The 22,724-nt window shown below is 61.7% G+C and carries 19 protein-coding genes; 10 read left to right on the top strand and 9 right to left on the bottom strand.

Annotated elements, in window-relative coordinates; all coding sequences use genetic code 11:
* Positions 1–138 precede the first annotated feature (138 nt).
* The 3 genes from AC1RCO_RS05970 to AC1RCO_RS05980 form a co-directional block, all read right to left on the bottom strand.
* Positions 139–888, bottom strand: a complete 750-nt coding sequence (locus tag AC1RCO_RS05970) for a fimbrial biogenesis chaperone (protein ID WP_309295698.1) — start codon at positions 886–888, stop codon at positions 139–141.
* 22 nt (positions 889–910) lie between these two features.
* Positions 911–1,480, bottom strand: a complete 570-nt coding sequence (locus tag AC1RCO_RS05975) for a fimbrial protein (RefSeq protein WP_370508237.1) — start codon at positions 1,478–1,480, stop codon at positions 911–913.
* Between the two features lie 243 nt (positions 1,481–1,723).
* The gene (locus tag AC1RCO_RS05980) at positions 1,724–3,196 is read right to left on the bottom strand and encodes an aldehyde dehydrogenase family protein (RefSeq protein ID WP_492617508.1); all 1,473 of its coding nucleotides are present in this window, start codon (positions 3,194–3,196) and stop codon (positions 1,724–1,726) included.
* A gap of 130 nt (positions 3,197–3,326) precedes the next feature.
* Here AC1RCO_RS05980 and AC1RCO_RS05985 point away from each other — a divergent pair, with 130 nt between their 5' ends.
* The gene (locus AC1RCO_RS05985) at positions 3,327–4,244 is read left to right on the top strand and encodes an AraC family transcriptional regulator (protein WP_492617509.1); all 918 of its coding nucleotides are present in this window, start codon (positions 3,327–3,329) and stop codon (positions 4,242–4,244) included.
* A 3-nt stretch (positions 4,245–4,247) separates the two neighbouring features.
* Here AC1RCO_RS05985 and AC1RCO_RS05990 read toward each other — a convergent pair whose 3' ends face one another.
* The 3 genes from AC1RCO_RS05990 to AC1RCO_RS06000 all read right to left on the bottom strand — a co-directional run bounded on the left by AC1RCO_RS05990 (position 4,248) and on the right by AC1RCO_RS06000 (position 6,544).
* Positions 4,248–4,997, bottom strand: a complete 750-nt coding sequence (locus AC1RCO_RS05990; RefSeq protein ID WP_065364023.1) for an SDR family NAD(P)-dependent oxidoreductase — start codon at positions 4,995–4,997, stop codon at positions 4,248–4,250.
* Between the two features lie 164 nt (positions 4,998–5,161).
* Positions 5,162–5,896: a response regulator transcription factor gene (locus tag AC1RCO_RS05995; RefSeq protein ID WP_077934099.1), complete on the bottom strand. Its 735-nt coding sequence runs from the start codon at positions 5,894–5,896 to the stop codon at positions 5,162–5,164.
* Between the two features lie 222 nt (positions 5,897–6,118).
* Positions 6,119–6,544 (bottom strand): response regulator transcription factor, encoded by a 426-nt coding sequence (locus tag AC1RCO_RS06000; RefSeq protein WP_220224367.1) that lies wholly within the window; start codon positions 6,542–6,544, stop codon positions 6,119–6,121.
* A gap of 435 nt (positions 6,545–6,979) precedes the next feature.
* Between AC1RCO_RS06000 and AC1RCO_RS06005 the strand changes: the two genes are divergently transcribed.
* Positions 6,980–7,606: a response regulator transcription factor gene (locus AC1RCO_RS06005; protein ID WP_011061244.1), complete on the top strand. Its 627-nt coding sequence runs from the start codon at positions 6,980–6,982 to the stop codon at positions 7,604–7,606.
* A 10-nt stretch (positions 7,607–7,616) separates the two neighbouring features.
* Positions 7,617–10,823 carry an ATP-binding protein gene (locus AC1RCO_RS06010; protein ID WP_401332754.1) on the top strand — a complete coding sequence of 1,069 codons (3,207 nt, stop codon included), beginning with the start codon at positions 7,617–7,619 and terminating at the stop codon, positions 10,821–10,823.
* A 30-nt stretch (positions 10,824–10,853) separates the two neighbouring features.
* Here the strand turns inward: AC1RCO_RS06010 and AC1RCO_RS06015 are convergent, their stop codons facing one another.
* A complete protein-coding gene (locus AC1RCO_RS06015; protein WP_011061242.1) occupies positions 10,854–11,768 on the bottom strand; it encodes a helix-turn-helix domain-containing protein in 915 nt (304 codons plus the stop codon).
* Between the two features lie 163 nt (positions 11,769–11,931).
* Here AC1RCO_RS06015 and AC1RCO_RS06020 point away from each other — a divergent pair, with 163 nt between their 5' ends.
* From AC1RCO_RS06020 to AC1RCO_RS06030, 3 genes are read left to right on the top strand one after another with little or no spacing between them, the layout of a single operon-like run.
* The gene (locus AC1RCO_RS06020; RefSeq protein ID WP_011061241.1) at positions 11,932–13,290 is read left to right on the top strand and encodes a glutamine synthetase family protein; all 1,359 of its coding nucleotides are present in this window, start codon (positions 11,932–11,934) and stop codon (positions 13,288–13,290) included.
* 47 nt (positions 13,291–13,337) lie between these two features.
* Positions 13,338–14,426, top strand: a complete 1,089-nt coding sequence (locus AC1RCO_RS06025; protein ID WP_011061240.1) for a polyamine ABC transporter substrate-binding protein — start codon at positions 13,338–13,340, stop codon at positions 14,424–14,426.
* A complete protein-coding gene (locus AC1RCO_RS06030; RefSeq protein WP_492617510.1) occupies positions 14,423–15,736 on the top strand; it encodes an NAD(P)/FAD-dependent oxidoreductase in 1,314 nt (437 codons plus the stop codon). The genes AC1RCO_RS06025 and AC1RCO_RS06030 overlap by 4 nt, the downstream gene beginning before the upstream one ends.
* 118 nt (positions 15,737–15,854) lie before the next feature.
* Here AC1RCO_RS06030 and AC1RCO_RS06035 read toward each other — a convergent pair whose 3' ends face one another.
* Both AC1RCO_RS06035 and AC1RCO_RS06040 read right to left on the bottom strand, forming a co-directional pair.
* Positions 15,855–16,802, bottom strand: coding sequence for an alpha/beta fold hydrolase (locus tag AC1RCO_RS06035; protein ID WP_065364020.1), 948 nt, complete (start codon positions 16,800–16,802; stop codon positions 15,855–15,857).
* Between the two features lie 122 nt (positions 16,803–16,924).
* Positions 16,925–17,668, bottom strand: coding sequence for a TetR/AcrR family transcriptional regulator (locus tag AC1RCO_RS06040; RefSeq protein WP_011061237.1), 744 nt, complete (start codon positions 17,666–17,668; stop codon positions 16,925–16,927).
* A 355-nt stretch (positions 17,669–18,023) separates the two neighbouring features.
* On the opposite strand from AC1RCO_RS06040, the gene AC1RCO_RS06045 reads away from it, so the two are divergent.
* From AC1RCO_RS06045 to AC1RCO_RS06060, 4 genes are read left to right on the top strand one after another with little or no spacing between them, the layout of a single operon-like run.
* The gene (locus tag AC1RCO_RS06045; RefSeq protein WP_011061236.1) at positions 18,024–18,728 is read left to right on the top strand and encodes an ABC transporter ATP-binding protein; all 705 of its coding nucleotides are present in this window, start codon (positions 18,024–18,026) and stop codon (positions 18,726–18,728) included.
* On the top strand, positions 18,725–19,924 hold the full coding sequence (locus AC1RCO_RS06050; protein ID WP_053151586.1) for an ABC transporter permease: 1,200 nt from the start codon (positions 18,725–18,727) through the stop codon (positions 19,922–19,924). Before AC1RCO_RS06045 ends, AC1RCO_RS06050 begins: the two co-directional genes overlap by 4 nt.
* The gene (locus AC1RCO_RS06055) at positions 19,917–21,407 is read left to right on the top strand and encodes a TolC family protein (protein WP_011061234.1); all 1,491 of its coding nucleotides are present in this window, start codon (positions 19,917–19,919) and stop codon (positions 21,405–21,407) included. Before AC1RCO_RS06050 ends, AC1RCO_RS06055 begins: the two co-directional genes overlap by 8 nt.
* On the top strand, positions 21,397–22,692 hold the full coding sequence (locus AC1RCO_RS06060; RefSeq protein ID WP_065364018.1) for an efflux RND transporter periplasmic adaptor subunit: 1,296 nt from the start codon (positions 21,397–21,399) through the stop codon (positions 22,690–22,692). The genes AC1RCO_RS06055 and AC1RCO_RS06060 overlap by 11 nt, the downstream gene beginning before the upstream one ends.
* Positions 22,693–22,724: the final 32 nt, after the last annotated feature.

Genomic DNA, 22,724 nt, shown 5'->3' on the forward strand with positions numbered 1-22,724 from the left:
TAAAAAGGAACAACCTGTATTCTTCAGATTGAGCTTTTCCCTGAAAACGTGCACAGGCGCAATCCCTTATACCAGTGATTGAACATCAGCCTGCTCTCTGCAAAGCAAGTATCGAATAAACCAGCGAGGCAGCCACTTTCAATAAGTGACAGTCGCCGTACCCTTGATTGGAGTGCCGTAGTCGTTAATGCTATGAAACTCAACGAGCGCCCGCTGGCTTGGCTGAGCCGTAGGCTCTCCCGTCACAGCAAACTTGCTGACACTTCCGGGCGTCACCATATCCAACTCAACGGGGTATTTCTTTTCGCCCACACTTAACACTCCCGAACTAAAGGAGATGTGATAAGGCGAACCATTAGAAACTTGCAAATAGCTCTTCCCATTCTCGCGAAGCATTTTCCACTTCAAGTTGCCGACTGCCTCCTGGGAGTTTTCCGTCAGGTTTTTCGGGCGATAGAACACCTTGATGCGCTGACGCACGGCAATTTGCAGGGTATTTTGTTCCGCTGACTTTTGCGGGATTTCCTGCACGTTCAACCAGAAGATCGACTCTTTATCAGTTGGTAAACCCTTGCCGTAATAAAATATCCTCAACATCTGTTGGTTATTCCCGGCAAGGCGACTCAAGGAAGGGGTCAGAGCAAAGGGAATATTCTGTTCATTATGCAGTTCATTGGATTCCAGCCAGGATTGAATCATGATGTCCTGCGAACCAGTGTTCCTGATCAGGATTGAAACTTCCTTGCTTTTTTCCGGGTATATCACTCGAGTTCCATCGAGGGTAATTCCGGCACAGGCAAGGCTACTGCCGAGCAAGGCGAAGCCCAGCAGCAAGTATCTGGAAATTGCGTTCATTGAATAGGCACCACTCGTGAGCAAGAGAGGCATGTTCAGCCTCTCTTTTTTACTATTACCTGTAAGTCAAGCTAAACGGCAGGGTGCCATTAGCCTGGCCTGCGACAAAATCTTCAGTATTGGCAACATAACCGGCACGCAAGCTGATGCTACTCTTATAAGTGCCAGTACTTGGAGGTGACAGAGTCAATGTTCCACTGATGATTTCGTTCGCGGACATATTTACTATTTGATTATTTTCATTATAGATCGCGATACCTACACCTTTGCCCGCCCCCTGAGTTTTCAAGAGTCTGGGGTCCTTGAGATCAATGCCAGAACCGGCAGCAGGGTCAAACTTCATATCAACTGTGCTAAGACCCGTTCCGGTTGAGCCGCAGTCCAGATTTAGATTGATTCGGACAGTTGAGGCGATAGTACCCTCTGCGGGGGTTTTTATTGAATCAATACTGACTTTCCCCAAAGGCACGGTAATGGTTTGAGCACCACCTCCGACTGTGCCTCCGCCGGCTGTAATGCTGCACGATACGCCGCTGATTTCACCCGTGAAGTTGATTGTCCCGTCAGCCGCCATTGCGGAACTGGCAACAAGGCCAGAGGCAGTAATTGCCAGAATAGCTCTCATGGGATTGAACACTGTCATTTCCTTGGTCTGTGTAAGTTGATGGCTTTAATTGCTCCTTAAAGGAAGCGAGCAAATTCTTACCCAGGATAGAAAGTGCAACAATCGTAGGAATCGCCCTACATCTAAAGATAAATCATCTAAATATGTAGGACTAATCCTACAAACCTATAGCTTGTTTAATTGATTACAAAAGAAAAACCGCCTGTTCCCGGAGGGAACAGGCGGTTTAATGACACTCGCGATTCAGCGCGGTGCAAACCAGGGCGCCGGCACCTCAGCCTGGACCGTGATGGTCTTGATCTGGGTGTAGGCATTCAGGGTTTCGCGGCTGAACTCGCGGCCAATACCGCTGTTCTTGTAGCCACCGAACGCCGTGCCGTCGCTGATGTTGGAGTAGCGATTGATCCACACTGAACCGGCCTCCAGGCGATTGGCGGTATCCATGGCGTGCTTCAGGTTGCTGGTGTAGATACCGGCGGCCAGACCGTATTCGGAGTCATTGGCCTGGGCGATCATCTGCTCGTAATCGCTCCAGCGGATCAGTGACAGTACGGGGCCGAAGATCTCTTCCCGGCAGATGCGCATGTCATTGCGGACCTCGAAAACCGTGGGCTGGATAAAGTAGCCCGCCGGGCAATCCGGCACCTCGACCCGGGCTCCGCCCACCAGCAGCTCAGCCCCCTCCTGCACTCCGAGGGCAATGTACTCCAGGACTTTTTCACCCTGCCTGGCCGATACCAGGCAACTGACCCGCGCATTTTCATCCAGCGGCGAACCCACGCTGACCCGCTGGAATGACTCGATCAGCTTTTGCTTGAACGTCTCGAAGATAGCGTCATGGACGAACAGCCGAGTGCCGGCCAGGCATGACTGCCCGTTATTGTGGATCGCTGCGAAGGTGGCGTTGTCTACCACGGCATCCAGGTCATCGATATCCGGGAACACGATGTTGGCGCTCTTGCCACCCAGTTCCAGGGTCGCCGGCACCAGCCGGTCGGCCGCTACTCGCGCAACGATGCGCCCCACTTCGGTGCTGCCGGTAAAGGACAGCTTGCGCACCTTGGGGTGCTGGCTCAGGGCTGCACCTACGACTTCCCCCAGGCCGGTGACGATATTGACCACCCCAGCCGGGAAAATCCGCGTGATGTGCTTGCCCAGTTCCAGGGTCGACAGCGAAGCATTTTCATCCGGCTTGAGCACCACGGTGTTGCCAGCCGCCAGGGCTGGCGCCAGCTTGAACGATGCCATGATCGCCGGCGCATTCCAGGGGATGATCTGCCCGCACACCCCCAGGGGCTCGCGCTTGCCCAGGGCGTAGCCACCGGGGATCTCTCGGCCATGGTCTTCATGGGCCATGATCACCGAGGCAAAGTAGCGGTAGTGACGTACCGCAGTCAGGTAATCCTTGCGTACCTCGCTGATGCAACGCCCCACGTCATGGGCATCGATCCACGCCAAGCGTTCACTGTCCGCCTCCACCGCGTCGGCCAGGGCATTGAGCAATCGACCCCGTTCCTGCTGACCCAAAGCATTCCATCCGGCAAAGGCCGCCTGCGCCGCATTCACCGCTCGATCGACATCTTGAGCGTCACAGTAATGAATAGTCGCCAGGCACTTTCCGGTGGCCGGATCCAGGGCGGGCAATGCCTGTTTGTCACGACTCTCAAATACACCGTTAATCAACGGACCATAGACTTCGTCTAATTGGATATTCATGTTTATTCCTTTTCAAGTTACAACTTTCATAACGATTTCGGGCAAGTCGATGCGCGACTTTATATATCCATCGGGATAATCACGGTGTTAACATTCACCTCCCATTTTCAAAATCCCCAAAGGGCAACCAATGGATCCGCTTTCAGGCGTTCTTTCTTTATTGCGAATTCGCAACTATCACTCCGCAACATTAAGAATGGCGGGTGATTGGGCGTTCAGTTTTCCCGAGAATGCCGGAATCAAGTTCACTACCGTAGTTCAAGGTGGCTGCTGGCTATTAGTTGCAGGCGAACAACAACCGCAACGCTTGCAACAAGGTGACTGTTTCCTCATGACCCGGGGCGTGCCCTTTGCCCTTTACAGCGATATGAACCAGATCCCGATGGATTCCGCCTCCTACTTCCAACGGATCGCTGAAGACGAAATCACCCTTGACTACTGCGGCGCCGATACCCAATTGGTGGGTGGACGCTTCGAGTTCACCGGGGTCCCGGCCCAAGTCCTGCTCAGCACCCTACCGTCCCTGGTGCACCTGACCGGTGTCTCGGCCCAGGCCTCGATTCTGCGCTGGGCCCTGGAGCGCTTTACTTCGGAACTGCACCAGCACAAGCCGGGACGTTCATTGATGACCGAACACCTGGCCCACATCATGCTGGTGGAGGTGCTGCGTGCTCACCTGGGAACCCTGGGCAGCGATGGCACCGGCTGGTTCGCCGGCCTGGCCGACCGACACCTGAGTGCCGCCATCAGTGCACTGCATGGTGAGCCAGCGCGGCGCTGGAGCGTGGAAGAACTGGCACGCCTGGCCAACATGTCGCGCTCGGCCTTTGCCCAGCGGTTCAAGACCGTAGTCGGGGTTGCTCCCATGGAATACCTGACCCGCTGGCGAATGCTGCTGGCCAGCGACCGCTTGCGCAATTCCGACGACAGTATCTCCAGCATCGCCTTCTCCCTGGGTTATGAGTCCGAAAGCGCCTTCAGTACCGCCTTCAAGCGCGTGATGAGCGAAGCCCCGCGCCATTATCAGCGCGGCCAGCAGAGCCTGTAGCGCTCAGCGCAAACCACCGCCGATGACCAGGGTTTCGCCAGTGATCCAACTGGCATCGTCCGAGGCCAGGAAGGCCACCGCCGGCGAAATGTCCCGAGGTACGCCAATGCGCCCCAGGGGCGTGAGTGTCTCGATCTTGGTGCGGAACTCATCTGCGAAGAAGCCGCTGGAGAGCACCCCCTCAGTCATCACAAGCCCCGGGTTGACCGAATTGACCCGGATGTTCCTGGGGCCCAGCTCATTGGCCAGGGTGCGAGTTATCGCATCCACCGCGCCCTTGGAAGCGGTGTAGATCGCCGAATTGGCAGGGGTGAAGGAGGTGACGCTGGAACTGACATTGATGATGCTCGCCCCTTGTGGGTTGAAGCAGTCCAACGCCGCCTGGCAACACAGAATCAGACCCAATACGTTCAGGTCGAAATGCCGGTGGAACTCATCTTCAGTGACCTGCGCCAGTGAGCCGGTGGAATAGACCCCGGCGTTATTGACCAGGATATCGAGGCGGCCGTACAGATGCTCTATGGTCTTGAACAGGGTCTTGACCTCAAGGCTCCTGGCCACATCGGCCTGGATCGCATAGGCCCTACCGCCCTGCTCCAAGATCTGCGCCACCACAGCGTCGGCGTCGGCCTTGCTGCGAGCGTAGTTGACGATCACCGTCGCGCCGTTGCGAGCCAACTGCTTGGCGATGTCCGCGCCAATACCCTTGGAAGCCCCTGTCACCAGGGCAACTTTCTTTTCCAATTTTTTCATGCTTGAACTTTCCCTTCGGGGTTCAATGACCCAATTGCCCGGGGGCACTGGACGAGAGGTTCAGCTTAAGCATGGGGTACGAGGCTGTTAATGGCTGAGAAGCCAGGAAACTTGCGTCAGCGTCCAGAGCGTTCATCGGCGATCTGGACGGTGCTCCGGGCCAATTAAGGGGGCAGTTGGGTCGCGTCGTCCTGGGCACGCTCGTCTGCCGGCTCGCGGGAAGCAATATGCAGGTCCAGCTTGCGCTGCACCTTGAACAGCTCGGCGTCTGTGCGGATCCCCAGCTTTCTGAACGCGGCCTGCTTCTGCCCGCTGATGGTCTTGATGCTGCGGGAAAACTTGCTGGCGATCTGCGAGATCCGCAGGCCATCCAGAAAGCAGCGCAAGACTTCGTTCTCCTTGGGGGACAGGGTCTCAAGGCTGGTCAATGGCGGGCTGCCCGGCTCGGCGGCGGGGCCGATTGGCGGGTGCTGCACGGCGAAAGCCAGCAACGGCGACAGATAGAGCCGCTTGCTGGCTACCGTGCGGATGGCCGGAATCAGGTCGTCCAGGGATTGTGATTTGCCGAGAAAGCCATTGGCTCCGATATCGATGATCTGCTTGACGAAAAACGGCGTTTCGGTGGCCGAGGACACCAGGATCAGTAAATGCGGGTATTTGTTGCGCAACAGGCGGATCAGGCGCAGGCCATCCAGGTCGCATTCCTGCAGCTGGTAATCGAGCACCAGCAGGTCCAGTTCGGTATCACGCAGGGCCGAGATCAGCTCGCCGCTGCTGGCATACAAACCCACCAGCTGGAAATCCGCCACGCTCTGCAGCTGTAGCTGCATTGCCATGCGAATCAATGCGTGATCGTCCAGCACTGCGATGCGCAAGGGCTTGTTAACGACAAGTGACATAGCGCCTCCAGAACGTTCGATGGTGGTCTTCAGAACTGGATATTCCATCCTCTCAAGCCTCTCGTCCAAGTGGTCCTGGCCCACCGACCGTCACGGCCTTGCGACAGTCTTTCAGGTCACCAGTGCCGGGTACTCTAGAGCGCCGGCCGCCTCGCCATAACAAGAAACGTCTTGAAGTTTTCCAAAGAAAATCTTGAATCGAGGGCGACGCGGCCTGTTCGGCTAGGCGTCGTAGAGTGGCTTTTCCATGCTTGCCCGGCCATCGCTGAGCATGGCATAGCGTTCGCCGCGAGCCAGGCTTCGCAGCGCATCAGCGTAGTCCGGCAAAGACTGCGTCTTGGACATCACCCCATGTGCGCCCACGGCCTGCAGCTGCGAGGCAATTACAGGATCGGGACGGTTCAGCAGCACGAGTATTTTCAGACCGGGGTAGCGGGTGATCAAGTTTCGTACCAGATGAACCGGGTCGCGATCCATCAGGTGGCCGATAATCAGCACGTCCAGCTGCTCTTGTTCCAGGGCCTCCAACATGTCGGCGAAATTGAAGAACTCGCTCAGGCACAGAACCGACTGCCTGGACAGATGCTTGTACAGACCGTGGCGGACAATATTATGTTGCTCCAGTACCCCTACCCTTAACTTCAACATCGCTTGGTTCGACCTCAGGAAAATAGTGGGCCGTCACACTGCTGGCACAGTGCACTAGAATGCTGCCCGCCACTCAGGCTCGCCCTGTGCCTGCCTGAATGACAGGGCAAGATAGGCTCTGCGTTGGGGATGGGCTTTAGGAATAGTCTTGAATTGCATTCATCTAGTCGAGATCGCCGCCAAGAGCCCGTCAACCCGAAGCAATGGATTCAAAAACAGGAATTTTCTTGGCAGTACTCAGGTTGCTTCCTGCTAGCCTGCCAGTGACATTCTGATGACCCTGGGGGGCTTATTCGGCATCATTTTCTTATTTGAGCTTTCCGCAAATCCACCCTGGGTCAGAGAAAAATCTCAACCAGCCTCAGATTTCATCAAGGCGCTGACCGTTGTTGGCTCACTTAATTACCTAGATATTTTGATTCTGGATAACCTGGCATGAGTAAAAGTGTACTGATCGTCGATGATCACCCGGTAGTCTGTGAGGCGATTCGCAAAACCCTGGAGTCCCAGGGCTACACCATTGTTGGCGAAACTGCCGACGGTATCAGCGCCCTGAACATGATCCTGTCGCTGAGGCCGGACATCGTGATCCTGGACGTCAGCCTGGAAAAAATGGACGGCCTCACGGTGCTCAAGCGCATCGCCCAGGCGAACCTGGATGTGCGGGTGCTGGTGTTCACCGCCCAATCCGTCGACACCTATGCCATGCGCTGCCTGCAGGCCGGAGCCAGTGGTTTCGTGAGCAAGAACGAACCCCTGACCAAACTGCTCAAGGCAGTGGACACCATCGTCGAGGGCTATGTGTTCTTCCCAAAGAAGTCGATGCCGTTCAGCGATGGCGGCCGCGGCAAACACAGCAGCGACGTCCTGGCGGCGTTGACCAATCGCGAACTGGAAGTCCTCAAGCTGCTCGCTGAAGGTCTGACCAATCTTGAGATCGCCGAGAAACTGCACCTGAGCAACAAGACCGTCAGCGGCCACAAGATCAATATCTTGAGCAAGCTTGGGGTCACTTCGGTGGTGGATCTGGTGAACATCGCCAGGCAGAACGAACTGGTCTGAGTAACCTGATGTGAGGTTACTGCCGCGCCCGCTGTTTTTCGTACTGATATTGTGGTTGGCCCTGCCGGTATTCGCGCAGGACAGGGTGAAGATCCGTGCCCGCCAGCCGCTGGACTTCCTCGATATTCGCCCCAGCATCGATGAACAGACCTGGCTGCGTAACAAAGAGGCCCTGTTGGTCGGCATCGTCAGTGGCGACCTGCCCCCCTACCGGGAAATCAATCAGCGCCATGAACTCGAAGGCATAGGGGCCGACTACCTGGGGGCCTTGCAGCGCGAGCTGGCGATCCCCGTGGAAGTCCGCACCTACCCAAATACGGATGCCGCCTATCACGCCTTGCGCAGTGGTGAGGTCGACCTGGTAGACAGCGCTACCCAGGTGGAAGCCGAGGATTACCAGGTCCGGCTGAGCCCGAGCTACGCGGTCACCGAACTGGCCCTGTATGCCGAGAGCGGTGACCTGCGGGACTACCGCGCGAACATCTCCAGGACACGGATCGCCGCCACCCGCGGCATGGCCCTGGAGCTCTATCTGCGCACCGGTGGACGGGGCCTGATCCAGCTGTATGACTCCCCCCGCGCCGCCATGGGCTCGGTACTCGATGGCGACGCAGACATCTACCTGGGGGACTCGCTGTCTACCGGCTATCTATCCAGCCAGTTGTTCAGCGACCAGTTGGTGATCAGCCACAGTGCACGGTTGCCGGAAATCCAGGTCGGGTTTGCCGTGGCCCGTGACAATACACACCTGCAACAGTTGCTCGAGCGAGCCCTGGGCGGCATCAAGCGCTGCCAGGTGATATCGGCGCTGCAGATGTGGGGCGGTACGGGTAACTGCGACTCCAACAGCTTTCGCGAACGCCTGGACGCCGATCAGCGGCTCTGGCTGGAGCATGCACCGCCGGTGCGGCTGGTGATCAGCGACGACCTGGCGCCCTATGCGTTTTTCAACAGCCGCGGGCTGTTCAACGGCATCGCTTCGGACCTTCTGGACCTCATCCGGCGCAAGAGCGGGCTGCGCTTCGAGGTCTCCCGGGTCGGCTCGCTCAAGCAGGTCGACACCCGCCTGCGCGAAGGCCGTGCGGACCTCAGCATACTGGCCCGCGCCAACCCCAGGCGTGCGTCCTACCTGTACACCCGGCCGATCGTCACCACGCCCTATGTGATTGTGCGCAAGACCGACGCCCCGCCCCTGGCACCGCTGAACCGCGACTCCATCGGCTCCGTGGCGCTCGCCTCCGGCTACCTGCAGAGCGAGGACCTGCGCGAGCGCTATCCACGGCTATGGGTCCAGCAGACGTCCACCGTTGCCGAGGCCCTCAACCGGGTGCGCCAAGGCAAGGCGGACTTCACCCTGGCACCGGCCAACCTGGCCAACTACTACCTGTCCTTCAGGCTCCAGAACAGCCTGAAGATTCACGGCATGATGCAAGGCCTGGAAGCCCGGATCGCCTTCGCCGCACCGCAAAGCCAGCAGCAACTGATCGCCATCATCGACCAGGCCATGGCCGAGATCAGCCCTCAGGAATACCTGCAGATCCTGGGTCGCTGGCGCGCCAGCGGCAGCACCGACGACAGCTACTGGAAAGGTGTGACGGCCTTCACCTGGAAAATCCTGGGCAGCCTGGGCCTGATGCTGATGCTGGCGGCCTGGTGGATTCTGAGCCAGCGACGACGGATCATTCGCAAGCGCCTGGACCTGCTGCAGCGCCAGTTGATCCTCGACCAGTTGCGCGATGCCAAAGAAGCCGCCGAGCATGCCAGCCGCAGCAAGACCGTGTTCCTGACCACCATGAGCCATGAGATCCGTACCCCCCTGAGCGCCATCGTCGGCATGCTGGAGCTGGTACTGACCCGTGACAACGACCGCGAACTCAATACCCGCTCCGTGCATATCGCCTACGAGTCGGCGCAGAACCTGCTGGCGCTGATCGGCCATATCCTGGATATCTCGCGGATCGAATCCGGGCGCCTGACCCTGCGCCCGGAAGCCGCCAGCCTCAAGGACCTGATCGAATCGGTGGCCAATGTCTTCGATGGCCTGGCCCGCCAGAAGCACCTGGACATCCACCTGCAGTTCGATGCCTGGGCCACCGCGCAAGTGTGGATCGATGGCCTGAAGTTCAAGCAGATCATCTCCAACCTGCTGAGTAACGCGATCAAGTTCACCGAACAGGGCGAGATCCATATCCGTTGCCTGGGCCAGGTGAAAGATGAACACTTTCTCGACTTCCATGTCGAAGTGATCGACACCGGCCCGGGCATTCCGGCTTCGCAGATCCAGAAGATCTTCACCCCGTTCTTCGAGGTCGACAGCGTGGTCAGCAACCCCAACGCCGGGTCGGGGCTGGGCCTGTCCATCAGTCATTCGCTGACCCAGTTGATGAACGGCAGCCTGCAAGTCCAGAGCGAACTTGGCGTAGGTACCCGCATGACCTTCAAGGCCTGTTTTCAGCGTGTTGCCGACGAGCGCAGCAGCACCACCGACAGCGCGGAACAAACGGTGCTCAACAGCACCGACCAGCCCCTGTGCGTGTTGATCGTCGAGGACCACCTGCCCAGCCAGTACCTGCTCAACCAGCAGATCAACTACCTGGGACACGAGGCCCTGATCGCCTACAACGGCCTGGAAGGCCTGGCCATGTGGCAGGAGCATGACGTGGATATCATCATCACCGACTGCAACATGCCGCAGATGAGCGGCCATGAGATGAGCCAGGCGATCCGGCGCATGGAGGGCCAGATGGGGGTGCGCCCCTGCACCATCATCGGCCTGACCGCCAGCGCCCAGCTTGAGGAACTGGAGCGCTGCCTGGCTTCGGGCATGGACAGTGCCCTGGCCAAGCCGATCAGCCTTGCCGGGCTGAACCGCCTGATCCCCAAGCTGAGCCTGACGCCCCCCCAGGCGCAGAGCGCGGTGCCGTCATTGAACGGCGACATCCACGCCGCTCTGGCCGAGCACGTGATCAACAGCAACAACGAGGAACTGCAGGCCTTGAGCAAGGCCCTGGCCAGTGGCAATCGCCAGGCCCTGAAAGCCATCGCCCACAAGCTCAAGGGCACGGCCTACCTGCTCAATGCCCAAGGTTTGCTGGAGCTGTGCGTCAGCCTGGAAGAGCTGGTGGCCGAGGCGGCCCAGGAACAGCAATTGTCCACCGCCGTGGCCCGGCTGGATCAGGCCCTGCGCGACCTCAACCAGTCATTGCAAGTGTACTGAGGGCTTGCCCGCAAGGCCCGGGCGCTCGCCCTAGCGACGCGCCACGGCACTGCGTTTCAAGGTCTGGCTCGGCAGCTCCTTGAACAGCGCCCGGTAACTGCTGGAAAACCGCCCCAGGTGCCAGAACGACCAGTGCATCGCCACCTCGGCCACCGTGGTCTCAGTCGGCCCTCGGCTGAGCAGTTCGCGGTGCGCGCTGTTGAGCCGGCGCAGGCGCAGCCATTGGCTGGGGGCCATCCCGGTAAAGGCCTTGAACGCACTCTGCAACTGGCGCAGGGACACTCCGGCTACCTGGGACAGCTCCAGCAGGTTGAGGGTTTCCTCGGGCACGTCGGCGGCCCACTGCGCTACCCGTTGCATGATCCCCCGCTCCTCGCTGCGCCGTTGCAGGCCGCCGCGGTCCAGGCGCACGCAGGCGTTGTCGAGGATGTACAGGCAGTCCTCCAGGAGTTGCTGGGTCAGGGCTTCGCGGCTGGGCGGGTCGAGGGTCTGGGACAGGCGGGTCAGGGTCGAACTCAGCCAGCGGCAGAACAAGGCGTTCTGCTGGCTGTTGAGGGGCGCCATGAACAGCCCGTCGAGGCGCTCCACACCCAGGCCGTGGCCGCGGACGAACTCGGGGCCGAACACCACCGCCACTTCCTGGTAGTTCTCCGGGGTGATCCAGATATTGCGGCTCTCGCCATTGAGCACGTACAGCGCGTTGTCGCTGCGGTCGAAACAGAACGCCAGGGCGCCTTGGGGGGCACTGAAATTCTGCTCGACCCGGGTGTTCATGCATTCCTCGTAGATCTCCACGCCCTGCAGATCCAGGTAGCGCACCAGGCCGTTGAAATGGCCAGGGGACATCTGCTGGTAATGCTGGACCCAACCCGGGGTAGCACGGATCTGATCGGCGACATCGAAGGTGTTGAACGCTTGGACCTGAAGCGGATTGGACGCTGTCATCGGGGGACCTTACGCACTCGTTTGGTGCGTTTTGGTTCTGCTTAAAGTGGATAGATGGAACAACAAGGCTCGCCCAAGATAGTCGCCAATGCGCCGCAGGGGAAGCCTTGCCGGGATACTCCCGCTCACCTCGGAGCAGATAAAACCAATCATCGAGGTCTTTATGAACGCCCCTTTCGATCAGCTTTCCTCCTGGCTGAAAGATCACAAGATTACCGAAGTAGAGTGCGTGGTCAGCGACCTGACCGGCATTGCCCGCGGCAAGATCGCACCCACCAACAAGTTCCTGCATGAGCGAGGCATGCGCCTGCCGGAAAGTGTCCTGCTGCAAACGGTAACCGGGGATTTTGTCGACGACGACCTGTACTACGAACTGCTGGACCCGGCCGATATCGACATGGTCTGCCGCCCCGACTCGTCATCGATCTACCTGGTGCCCTGGGCCATCGAACCCACCGCCATCGTCATCCACGACACCTTCGACAAATTCGGCAACCCCATCGAACTGTCGCCGCGCAACGTGTTGAAGAAAGTGCTGCAGCTGTACACCGACAAGGGCTGGAAGCCGATCGTCGCCCCGGAAATGGAGTTCTACCTGACCCAGCGCTGCGAAGACCCGGACCTGCCGCTCAAGGCTCCCCTGGGCCGCTCCGGCCGAGCGGAAAGCGGTCGCCAGTCGTTCTCCATCGATGCCGCCAACGAATTCGACCCGCTGTTCGAAGATGTCTACGACTGGTGCGAAGCCCAGGGCCTGGACCTGGACACGCTGATCCACGAAGACGGCCCGGCGCAGATGGAAATCAACTTCCGCCACGGCGACGCCCTGGACCTGGCGGACCAGATCACCGTGTTCAAGCGCACCCTGCGCGAGGCGGCACTCAAGCACAACGTCACCGCCACCTTCATGGCCAAGCCGGTGGCCGACGAGCCCGGCAGCGCCATGCACCTGCACCAGAGCGTGGTGGACATCGACACCGGCAAGCCGATCTTCGTCGATGCCAACGGTGAGAAAAGCAAGCTGTTCCTGCACCACATCGGCGGCCTGCAGAAGTACATCCCCAAATTGCTGCCGATGTTCGCCCCCAACGTCAACTCGTTCCGCCGCTTCCTGCCGGACACCTCGGCCCCGGTGAACGTCGAATGGGGTGAGGAAAACCGCACCGTGGGCCTGCGGGTTCCGACCGCAAGCCCCGACGCCATGCGCGTGGAAAACCGCCTGCCCGGCGCCGACGCCAACCCCTACCTGGCCATTGCCGCCAGCCTGCTGTGCGGCTACCTGGGCATGGTCGAGGGCATCGAGCCCAGCGCCGCGGTGGAAGGCCGGGCCTACGAGCGGCGCAACCTGCGCCTGCCGATCACCATCGAGGACGCCCTGGCACACATGGAGGACTGCCCGACCATCGAGCAGTACCTGGGGCGCAAGTTCGTGCGCGGCTATGTGGCGGTCAAGCGTGCCGAACACGAGAACTTCAAGCGCGTGATCAGCTCCTGGGAACGCGAGTTCCTGCTGCTCAGCGTCTGACAACCCGCATTCTGCAATCAACAAAAACAACCCGAAGAGGTGTCGATATGCGTCTTTTGAAAGCAGTGGTCCCGGCAGCATTGGCGGTCTTGTGCAGCACCGCCGTCCAGGCACAACCCAGTGTCAGCGTGTACAACTGGACCGACTACATCGGCCAGACCACCCTCGCCGACTTCCAGGGCAAGACCGGGGTCAAGGTGATCTACGACGTCTTCGACTCCAACGAAACCCTGGAGGGCAAACTGCTGGCCGGGCGCACCGGCTACGACGTGGTAGTGCCCTCCAACCACTTCCTGGCGCGCCAGGTGAAGGCCGGCGCGTTCCTCAAGCTCGACCGCTCGCAGTTGCCCAACTGGAAGAACCTGGACCCCAAGCTGCTGGCCCTGCTGGAGCAGAACGACCCCGGCAACCAGTACTCGGTGCCCTACCTCTGGGGCACCAACGGCATCGGCTACAACGTCGACAAGGTCAAGCAGGTACTGGGCATCGACCACATCGACTCCTGGGCGGTGCTGCTGGAGCCTGCGAACCTCAAGAAGCTCCAGCAGTGCGGGGTGTCGATGATGGACTCGCCGGATGAAGTGTTCCCGGCGGTGCTCAACTACCTGGGCCTGGACCCGCGCAGCGAGAACCCCGAGGACTACAAGAAGGCCGAGGCCAAGCTGCTGACCCTGCGCCCCTACATCACCTACTTCCACTCCTCCAAGTACGTTTCGGACCTGGCCAACGGTGATATCTGCATCGCCTTCGGTTACTCCGGCGACGTGTTCCAGGCCGCCAACCGGGCCAGGGAAGCCAAGAACGGGGTGAACATCGCCTATTCGATTCCCAAGGAAGGCAGCAACCTGTGGTTCGACCTGCTGGCGATTCCCGCCGATGCCGGCAACGTCAAGGAAGCCCACGCCTTCATCAACTACCTGCTGGACCCGCAAGTGATCGCCAAGGTCAGCGCCTATGTCGGCTACGCCAACCCCAACCCGGCTTCCCAGCAGTACATGGAGGCCGACCTGGTGAACAACCCCGAGGTCTATCCACCTCAGGCCGTGCTCGACAAGCTGTACATCTCCACCACCCAGTCGCCGGCCATCATGCGCTTGATGACCCGCTCCTGGAGCAAAGTGAAGTCCAACAAATGATTCAGCCAAACCTTTCGGGCAGCGCCAACGGGCATGCCCGCTCCTACTACGCCGCCTCGGCCGGCAGCCTGCCCGGCTACCCATCGCTGGAGGGCCAACCGAGCGCCGACGTCTGCGTGATCGGCGGCGGTTTCACCGGGGTCAACACCGCCATCGAGCTGGCCCGGCGCGGGCTCTCGGTGATCCTCCTGGAAGCCCGGCGCATCGGCTGGGGCGCCAGCGGGCGCAACGGCGGCCAACTGATCCGCGGCATTGGCCACGAGGTCACAGGCTTTGCCCGCTACGTCGGCCAGGAAGGGGTGAAATACCTCGAGCAGGCCGGCATCGACTCGGTGGAGGTGGTACGCCAGCGCATCAGCGAACATGCCATCGACTGCGACCTGCGCTGGGGCTTCTGTGAGCTGGCCAACACCCCGGCCCAGTTCGCCGCCTTCCAGGCCGAGCAGGACAGCCTGGTCAGGCTGGGCTACCGCCACCCCACTCGGCTGGTGGCGCCCCAGGACATGCAGCAGGTGGTGGCCTCCTCGGCGTATGCCGGGGGGCTGGTGGACATGGGCTCTGGGCACTTGCACCCGCTCAAGCTGGTGCTGGGCGAAGCGCGGCTGGCAGCGTCCCTGGGGGTAAGGATCTTCGAGCAGAGCCCGGTGCTGGAACTGACCCACGGCGACAGTGTGAAGGTGCGCTGCGCAACCGGCACCGTCACTGCCGGGCACCTGGTGCTGGCCTGCAATGCCCACCTGGAAGACCTCGAGCCGCGGCTCAGTGGCAAGGTGCTGCCGGCGGGCAGCTACATCATCACCACCGAGCCGCTGGCCGAGGCCCGGGCCAGGCAACTGATCCCGGACAACCTGGCGCTGTGCGACCAGAAAGTCGGCCTGGACTACTATCGACTGACCGCGGACCGGCGCTTGCTGTTCGGCGGTGCCTGCCACTATTCGGGGCGTGATCCGGCGGATATCGCCGGCTACATGCGACCCAAGATGCTCAAGGTCTTCCCGCAGTTGCAGGATGTGGCGATCGACTTCCTGTGGGGCGGCAAGATCGGCATCACCGCCAATCGCTTCCCCCAGGTCGGGCGCCTGTCGCAGTACCCCAATGTGTACTACGCCCAGGGCTATTCCGGGCATGGCCTGAACGTCACCCACTGGACTGCCCGGCTACTGGCCGAAGCCATCCATGCCGGCCACAGTCACGGCCTGGACGTGTTCAGCGGCGTGCCGCACATGACCTTCCCCGGCGGCCCGGCCCTGCGAGCACCACTGCTGGCCCTGGGCATGCTCTGGCACCGGATGCGGGAAATGCTCGGTTGATCGGCCCCCTTCGCTGGCACCACCCGGCCTCGTAGCAGCCGGCTTGCCGGCGAACACCTTGCGCCGCACCTGCTGGCGCGTTCGCTGGCACGCCAGCTCCTGCGGGGCGGCGGGCTCCCTAGGTGAACCGGCGCTGCAGGAAATCCAGCAACAGGGCATTGACCTGCTGCGGCCGTTCGTTCTGGATCCAGTGCCCGCAGTCCGCCAGCAGGTGCTGCTCAAGGTCCGCCACCTTGCCCGGCATGCGCTTGAGGGTATGGGCTTCCAGTACACCCACCGGGTCCTGGTCGCCCAGCAGGAACAAGGTCGGTTGCTGGACCTGGGCATCGGCCAGGAACTCGGTGCGCTTCCAGGTCCGCTCGAAATTGCGGTACCAGTTCAGGGCACCGCGAAAGCCGCGCCCGGCGAAGGTCTGGCGATAGGCCTGGAAATCCTCCTCGCTGCACCACTGCGGCAACCCTGCGGGCACCGTCACCCCGTCGAACAACCGGGCATCGGCCGGCTTGGGTTGCAGCAATGCACCGACATTGCCCATGAACAGGCGCAGGCTGGCGTCTATATCGGCGTCCAGTTCCACCTCGGCCACTCCCGGCTGCTGGAAGTAGAGGATGTAGTTGAAATGCTCGCCGTGCACCTGGCGCATGATCTCGCTGGCCGGGCGTTTCGGCCGCCCGGCAAAGGGCACCGACAGGGTCACCAGCGCCGCCACCCGCTGCGGCTCCAGCAGCGCCAGGTGCCAGGCCACGGGGGCGCCCCAGTCGTGGCCGACGATGCACACCCGCTGCTGGCCGAAGGCGTGCATGGCCTGCTGGATATCGGCGCACAGGGTCAGCAGGTCGTAGGCCTGCACCGCCTCGGGAGCCGAGCTGCGGCCATAGCCACGCATTTCCGGGACGAACACCCGGAATCCCGCTGCCACCAGGGCCGGCACTTGATGGCGCCAGGAATGCCAGCACTCGGGAAAACCGTGCAGCAGCCATACCGGCTGCCCGTGTTCCGGGCCGCTGACCCGCACACTGAGTTCGATGCCGTTGACGGCCAGAACATGCTGTTGGGAGGAACTCATGGCGAATGCTCCAAGGCAGATGCAAGAAGCAGAACCTAGCAGATGTGGGCACCTGCCCCGAGAATCATTGACGCTCCGAATGATCCTGCTGCGCTGTCGGGGCCGGGCGGCTCAGCCGGGAATCAGCCGGCCAGGGAATGGGATTGCTGACGGATCAGGCGCTGGGTATCGAGGACTTTCTCCAGGGCCTGCTCGGAATCGGGGTCCTGCATGGGGGCGCGAATCGCCGCCGACACCAGGCTGATGAGCTTGGCCATGACTTCAGCATCGGTGGCCGGGCGTCCAAGGCTCATGGCCTGCATCAGCAGGCGCAGCTCGGTGCCGGCCATGACGCCGGAAATAGCCTTGAGGGCAAATTGCAGGCGCACCCCCAGCTCGTTGCGCGGCAGGTCCGGCAAAGCCAGGGCAAAGGCCTTGAAGAAGCGCTCGAACACCGGCTGGTAATGCTCCTTGAGGTATTCCTGGATAAAGGGCGAAGTATCGCTGTAGACCCGGCCAAGGAAGCGGATGAACGAGCGCCCTTCCACGCCGCCACTCTCGTCGCTGCGCTCAAGGCCCATGGCCGGGGCGAACAGCACCCCCAGCAGGGTTTCGCAGTCCAGCGGGCCCTCGGCCTGTTCCTCGCACTTGGCCAGCAGTTCCAGGCGCTGATCATTGAGTGGCCCCAGGCGCTGCATCAACAGGGCCTTCATCAGCGAATCCTTGTCGCCGAAGTGGTAGTTCACCGCCGCCAGGTTGACCTTGGCCCGCTCGGTGATCTGGCGCAGCAGCACCGCGTCGTAGCCGTACTTGATAAATAATGCCTCGGTCGCTTCCAGCAGTCGGGTCTTGGTGACATTGGGGGCACTGAGTTTCTTGGCGACCATGGAGGACTAACCTTTGCTGGGATGAAAAACTGACCGTTCGAACAGTGTTTTAAAAAAAAATTTGATTTTTTATACCTGCGAGAAGCCCTAAAAGCAAGCGCCCTAGGGACCGTCACGGTGGCCACCGGCCTTTTTGTGACCCACGGGTTTCTCCGCAAAAAAACCTGGAAAAAGCCCTCAATTACCCGGTTCAGACGGCTGGCGTGGCAGGATGAACGCAGTTACTATTCAAACAATGTTTTTAAAATAATAAATAAAACCAGAGCTTGGCCCTGCCCCTGAATACCCCTGTTGCGTGATCCCTGCGCCCCGTGGTTGTTCAAGCAGCCAGTCGAGCCAGCCGGCGCGGTAAGCGATGACAGAGACGATAATCGAGCAAGGTTTTATCTCCCTGCAGGGCATAGGCAAGAGCTATCGGCTGGCGGAGCAACCGCTCCACATTCTCAAGAACGTCTCCCTTTGCATCGACGCCGGTGAAAGCTGCGCCATCCTGGGTGCCTCCGGCTCCGGCAAGAGCACCCTGCTGAACATTCTCGGCCTGCTGGATCTGCCCGACAGCGGCGACTATCACTTTGCCGGCCACGATATCTTCCGCGCCAGCCCCGACCAGTTGGCGGCGATCCGCAACCAGCAGATCGGCTTCGTGTTCCAGAGCTTCAACCTGCTGCCGCGTCTCAGCGCCCTGGACAACGTCGCCCTGCCCCTGAGCTACCGCGGCGTGGCCCGGCGTGATTCCCTGGAGCGGGCCATGCACATGCTCGACCAGGTAGGCCTCGGGCAACGCGCCGACCACCGCCCGGCGGACCTTTCCGGCGGCCAGCGCCAGCGGGTGGCGATCGCCCGGGCACTGGTGGGTGAACCCTCGGTGATCCTCGCCGACGAACCCACCGGCAACCTCGACAGCCACACCGCCCAGGACATCATGGACCTGCTGCTGGCGCTGAACCGCGAGCGCCGGGTGACCCTGATCATCGTCACCCACGACCCCAATATCGCCCAGCGCCTGGAACGGCAGATCCGTGTCACCAATGGCGTGGTGCAGGAGGTCTGCCCGGCATGAGCCTCAAGGTCGAGCAAAGCGCCAGCCAGCTGCTGCACGAAGCCTTCGTCAGCCTGCGCACCCTGGGCAAGCGTTCGATCCTGGCCCTGCTGGGCATCGTCATCGGCAGTTCCTCGGTGGTGGCACTGATCAACATCGGCCACAACGCCGCCGAGGACGCCGCGGCAATCTTCCAGAACATGGGCACCGACACCCTGGTGGCCCGCTTTCCCGCCAGCGCCGACAGCCGCACGCCGCTGCCCGCGGCCCTGGACACCCGGGCGCTGAGCCAGGCGGTGCCTAGCCTGATCAACATTGCCCCGACGGTGTTGCTCAGCGCCACGCTGATTCGCAATGGCCGCTCCGCCAACGCCAGCGTGGTGGGCGCGACCGCCGAGCTGGCGCCGGCCATGCGCCTGCAGTTGCGTGAGGGACGCTTTCTCTCGGACTTCGATCAGAACGAAATCTATGCGGTGGTCGGCCATCAGGTGGCTCAGACCCTGGGCGCCGCCGGGGCCCCGCTGCAACTGGGGGACCGGGTGCGGATCAACGACTACCTGTTCCTGGTCATCGGTATCCTGCAGAACCAGCCCAGCGCGGTGCTGGTGCCAATCCAGGCCAATGACTCGGTGTTCCTGCCCCAGGGCAGCATGCGGCGGATTTTCCCTTCGCCACAGATCGACAACGTGGTGACCCGGGTCGCCGGTGGCCAGAACATGGAGCAGGTCGCCGCGGCCATGACCCAGGCCTTGAAAAAGATCCTGCGCGGACGTGAGGTGGAAGTGCAGGTACCGCAGCAGATCATCGACGGCATGACCCGGCAGAGCCGCACCTTTGGCTACCTGCTGATGGCCCTGGGCGGTATTTCCCTGGTGGGGGGTGGCGTGGGGGTGATGAACGTGATGCTGATGAATGTCTCGGAGCGCCGCCGCGAGATCGGCATCCGCATGGCCCTGGGCGCCCGGCAAAAGGACATCCGCAACCTGTTCCTGCTGGAGGCGGTCAGCCTGACCGCAGTCGGTGCCCTGTCGGGGGCGATACTGGGGGTCGCCTCGGCCTTTATCTACGCCCGGATGTCCGGCTGGCACTTCTCCCTCGCGGGAGCCGCACTGCCGCTGGGGATCGGTAGCACCCTGCTGGTGGGCCTGTTTTTCGGCCTGTACCCGGCCATTTCGGCATCCAGACTGCAACCGGTGGAGGCGTTGCGCGATGAATGACTGGCGCCTGCGAACACTCGCCTGCCTGTGCCTTTTGTACTTGCCGGCGCTCAGCGCCGATGAGCGGGTGGATCGCCCTTCCGCTCCCACCATGCGCAGCGACTACTCGCGCAGCGCCCTGCTCAGCCAGCAGGTCACCGACCTGACCCTGGGGGACGCGGTCTACCTGGGCTTGCGCAACAACCGCAGCATCCGCAGTTCGTACCTGCAGCGGGTGGCGCAGAAGTTCGACCTGCGGGTGGCCGAGGATGTGTTCAACCCCAAGCTGCTGATCACCGGCAACTACCGCACCACCCGGGGCAGCAGCGACACCACGCAGAACCTCAACATGGCCCCGGCCACCAGCCTGTTGAGCGAGTACGGCACACGCCTGAGCATGGCCTGGATCCAGGACCTGAACAAAGCCGATCGGGCCGGCCGCCAGCGCAGCGACGGCCTGGACCTGGCGATCATCCAGCCATTGCTGCGCGGCGCCGGCTGGGACGTGACCACCGCGCCGTTGCGCCTGGCGCGCATCACCGAACAAAGCAACCGCCTCAACCTCAAGGCCGGGGTCGCCCAGACCATCACCGCGATCATTACCACCTACCGCGAGCTGCTGCGTTCCCAGGAACAGCTGACCATCGCCCAGGAAGCCCTCAAGCGCGCCAATGCCCTGCTGGAAGTCAACCGCGCGCTGATCAGCGCCGGGCGCATGGCCGAGTTCGAGATCGTGCAGACCGAAGCCGACATCGCCAGCCAGGAGCTGGGGGTGGAGGAAGCGCGCAACCAGGTGGACGTCAACCGCCTGTCGCTGCTGCGTCTGCTGGCCCTGGACATGTCCAGCCGGATCCACGCCAGCGAGGCCCTGCAGGCGGCCAAGATCAGCATCGACCAGCGCGAGGCCCTGCGCCTTGCGCAGATCCAGCAGCCCGAATACCTGGCTACCCTGCTGGGCAGCCAGCAGGCCGATCTGAACCTGGTGATCGCCAAGGACCAGTCGCGCTGGGACGTATCCCTGGTGGCCGGGGCCAACCAGACCCGCAGCCGCTATGACAATGACACCAGCAACGGTTCGGACCGGCGCTGGGACAGCTACGCCGGGGTCCAGGTGCAGATTCCCATTGGCGACCTGAGTACCCGCCAGGCCGAGGTCCACGCCCGGGTCAATGTGGAGAACCAGGAAATCCTCCTGGCCGATGCCCGCCAGGTGCTGGAGCGTGACGTCAACAACGTGGTGCGCGACCTGGGCACCCGCTGGCGCCAGTACGAGATTGCCCAGCGCGCCAGCGAACTGTCCAAGCGCAAGCTGGACATCGAACGGGAAAAGCTCAGTGCCGGCCGTTCCAGCAACTTCCAGGTGCTGAGTTTCGAGGGTGACCTGCGCAACGCCGAGAATGCCCGGCTCAATGCGCTGATCGCCTACCTGAACGCCCAGACGCAACTGGACCTGACCCTGGGCATGACTTTGGAGAGCTGGGACATTGCGCTCAATGACTTCTGACAAGCCGCAGGCGAGCAAGCGCCGTCGCCATACCCTGCAAGCGCTGGCCCTGGCCGTCGCCCTCGCCGTGGGCGCCGCTGCCCTGGTCACCCTCCAGTCCCCCGCCAGCACTCCGGCCAGCGAGGCCCGCTGGGTCAGCGTGCAAGGCACGGTACTGACTCACCAGATCGGCCTGGTGGGCAAGATCGAACCCCAAAAGACCGTGGTCCTCACCGCCCCGTTCGAAGGCAATGTGCAGGCCAGCCTGGTGGAACAGGGCCAGCGCGTAGAGGCCGGCCAGGTCCTTTTGCAGATGGACCCGGGGCTGGTGGAAATCCAGTCGCGCGAAGCCCTTTCCACCTTGCTCAAGGCCCGCCGCACCGTCCAGGAGCTGCAGGACTGGAACAACGGCGCCGTGGTCACCCGGGCCCGCCGTACCCTGCGCAACTCGCAGATGTCCCTGGCCAATACCGAACGCAAGCTGCGGGAAAGCCAGAACCTGTTCCAGCGCGGAATCATTCCGCGCAACGAGCTCAACGACCAGGAGCAACAGGCACAGATGCAGCGCCTGGACCTGGCCGCCGCCCAGAGTGAATTGCAGCAGGCGCTGAACCAGGGCACGGGGGAATACCGGCAGATTGCCGAAATGGAGTTGACCAACGCCACGGTCAAGTACGACGCCCTGCGCAAACTGCTGGAGCACAAGAACGTGGTCGCCCCCTTTGCCGGCATCGTGGTGCCGCCACCCAATGGCGGCGCGGGCCCGAACACCGCCGGTGCCGCCAACGGTCCGGTGCAGACCGGTTCACGCCTGAGCCCGGGGCAAGTGCTGTTCGGCCTGGCCAACATCGAACAGTTGAAGATCGTCAGCAAGGTGTCGGAGCTGGACATCAACCAACTGCACCAGGGGCAGCGCGTGGAAATTCTCGGTGATGGCTTTGATGGTGAACGCCTGGAAGGCGTGGTGGATATCGTCAGCAGCCTGGCCCTGCCCAACGAAACCGCAGGTGCCGGAGCGCAATTCCCGGTGACCCTGTCGGTGCCCAAGCTCAGCCGCGAACAACTGCAACGGGTGCGCCTGGGCATGAGCGCGCGGCTGACCATCGTCACCTACCGCAACGACCAGGCCATCGTGCTGCCGCCTGCGGCGATCCAGCGCGACGCCGACGGCATGAGCGTGGAATACCGGGCAACGGCCGATCAACCAGGCCAGCGGGTGCCGGTGACCGTGGGCCAATCGACCCCGGAGGGCGTGGAAGTGTTCGGCCTGCAACCGGGCCAGGTTCGCCTGCCCAACACCTTGTAGGCGCTGGCCTGCCAGCGAAGGCGCCCTCGGGA

This window comes from Pseudomonas sp. GW823-FHT03E05, from assembly GCF_058796855.1.

Coding starts and splice junctions, on each gene's coding strand:
- AC1RCO_RS05970 (WP_309295698.1), bottom strand. CDS start 888: ATGCCTCTCTTGCTCACGAGTGGTGCCTATTCAATGAACGCAATTTCC.
- AC1RCO_RS05975 (WP_370508237.1), bottom strand. CDS start 1,480: ATGAGAGCTATTCTGGCAATTACTGCCTCTGGCCTTGTTGCCAGTTCC.
- AC1RCO_RS05980 (WP_492617508.1), bottom strand. CDS start 3,196: ATGAATATCCAATTAGACGAAGTCTATGGTCCGTTGATTAACGGTGTA.
- AC1RCO_RS05985 (WP_492617509.1), top strand. CDS start 3,327: ATGGATCCGCTTTCAGGCGTTCTTTCTTTATTGCGAATTCGCAACTAT.
- AC1RCO_RS05990 (WP_065364023.1), bottom strand. CDS start 4,997: ATGAAAAAATTGGAAAAGAAAGTTGCCCTGGTGACAGGGGCTTCCAAG.
- AC1RCO_RS05995 (WP_077934099.1), bottom strand. CDS start 5,896: ATGTCACTTGTCGTTAACAAGCCCTTGCGCATCGCAGTGCTGGACGAT.
- AC1RCO_RS06000 (WP_220224367.1), bottom strand. CDS start 6,544: ATGTTGAAGTTAAGGGTAGGGGTACTGGAGCAACATAATATTGTCCGC.
- AC1RCO_RS06005 (WP_011061244.1), top strand. CDS start 6,980: ATGAGTAAAAGTGTACTGATCGTCGATGATCACCCGGTAGTCTGTGAG.
- AC1RCO_RS06015 (WP_011061242.1), bottom strand. CDS start 11,768: ATGACAGCGTCCAATCCGCTTCAGGTCCAAGCGTTCAACACCTTCGAT.
- AC1RCO_RS06020 (WP_011061241.1), top strand. CDS start 11,932: ATGAACGCCCCTTTCGATCAGCTTTCCTCCTGGCTGAAAGATCACAAG.
- AC1RCO_RS06025 (WP_011061240.1), top strand. CDS start 13,338: ATGCGTCTTTTGAAAGCAGTGGTCCCGGCAGCATTGGCGGTCTTGTGC.
- AC1RCO_RS06030 (WP_492617510.1), top strand. CDS start 14,423: ATGATTCAGCCAAACCTTTCGGGCAGCGCCAACGGGCATGCCCGCTCC.
- AC1RCO_RS06035 (WP_065364020.1), bottom strand. CDS start 16,802: ATGAGTTCCTCCCAACAGCATGTTCTGGCCGTCAACGGCATCGAACTC.
- AC1RCO_RS06040 (WP_011061237.1), bottom strand. CDS start 17,668: ATGGTCGCCAAGAAACTCAGTGCCCCCAATGTCACCAAGACCCGACTG.
- AC1RCO_RS06045 (WP_011061236.1), top strand. CDS start 18,024: ATGACAGAGACGATAATCGAGCAAGGTTTTATCTCCCTGCAGGGCATA.
- AC1RCO_RS06050 (WP_053151586.1), top strand. CDS start 18,725: ATGAGCCTCAAGGTCGAGCAAAGCGCCAGCCAGCTGCTGCACGAAGCC.
- AC1RCO_RS06055 (WP_011061234.1), top strand. CDS start 19,917: ATGAATGACTGGCGCCTGCGAACACTCGCCTGCCTGTGCCTTTTGTAC.
- AC1RCO_RS06060 (WP_065364018.1), top strand. CDS start 21,397: ATGACTTCTGACAAGCCGCAGGCGAGCAAGCGCCGTCGCCATACCCTG.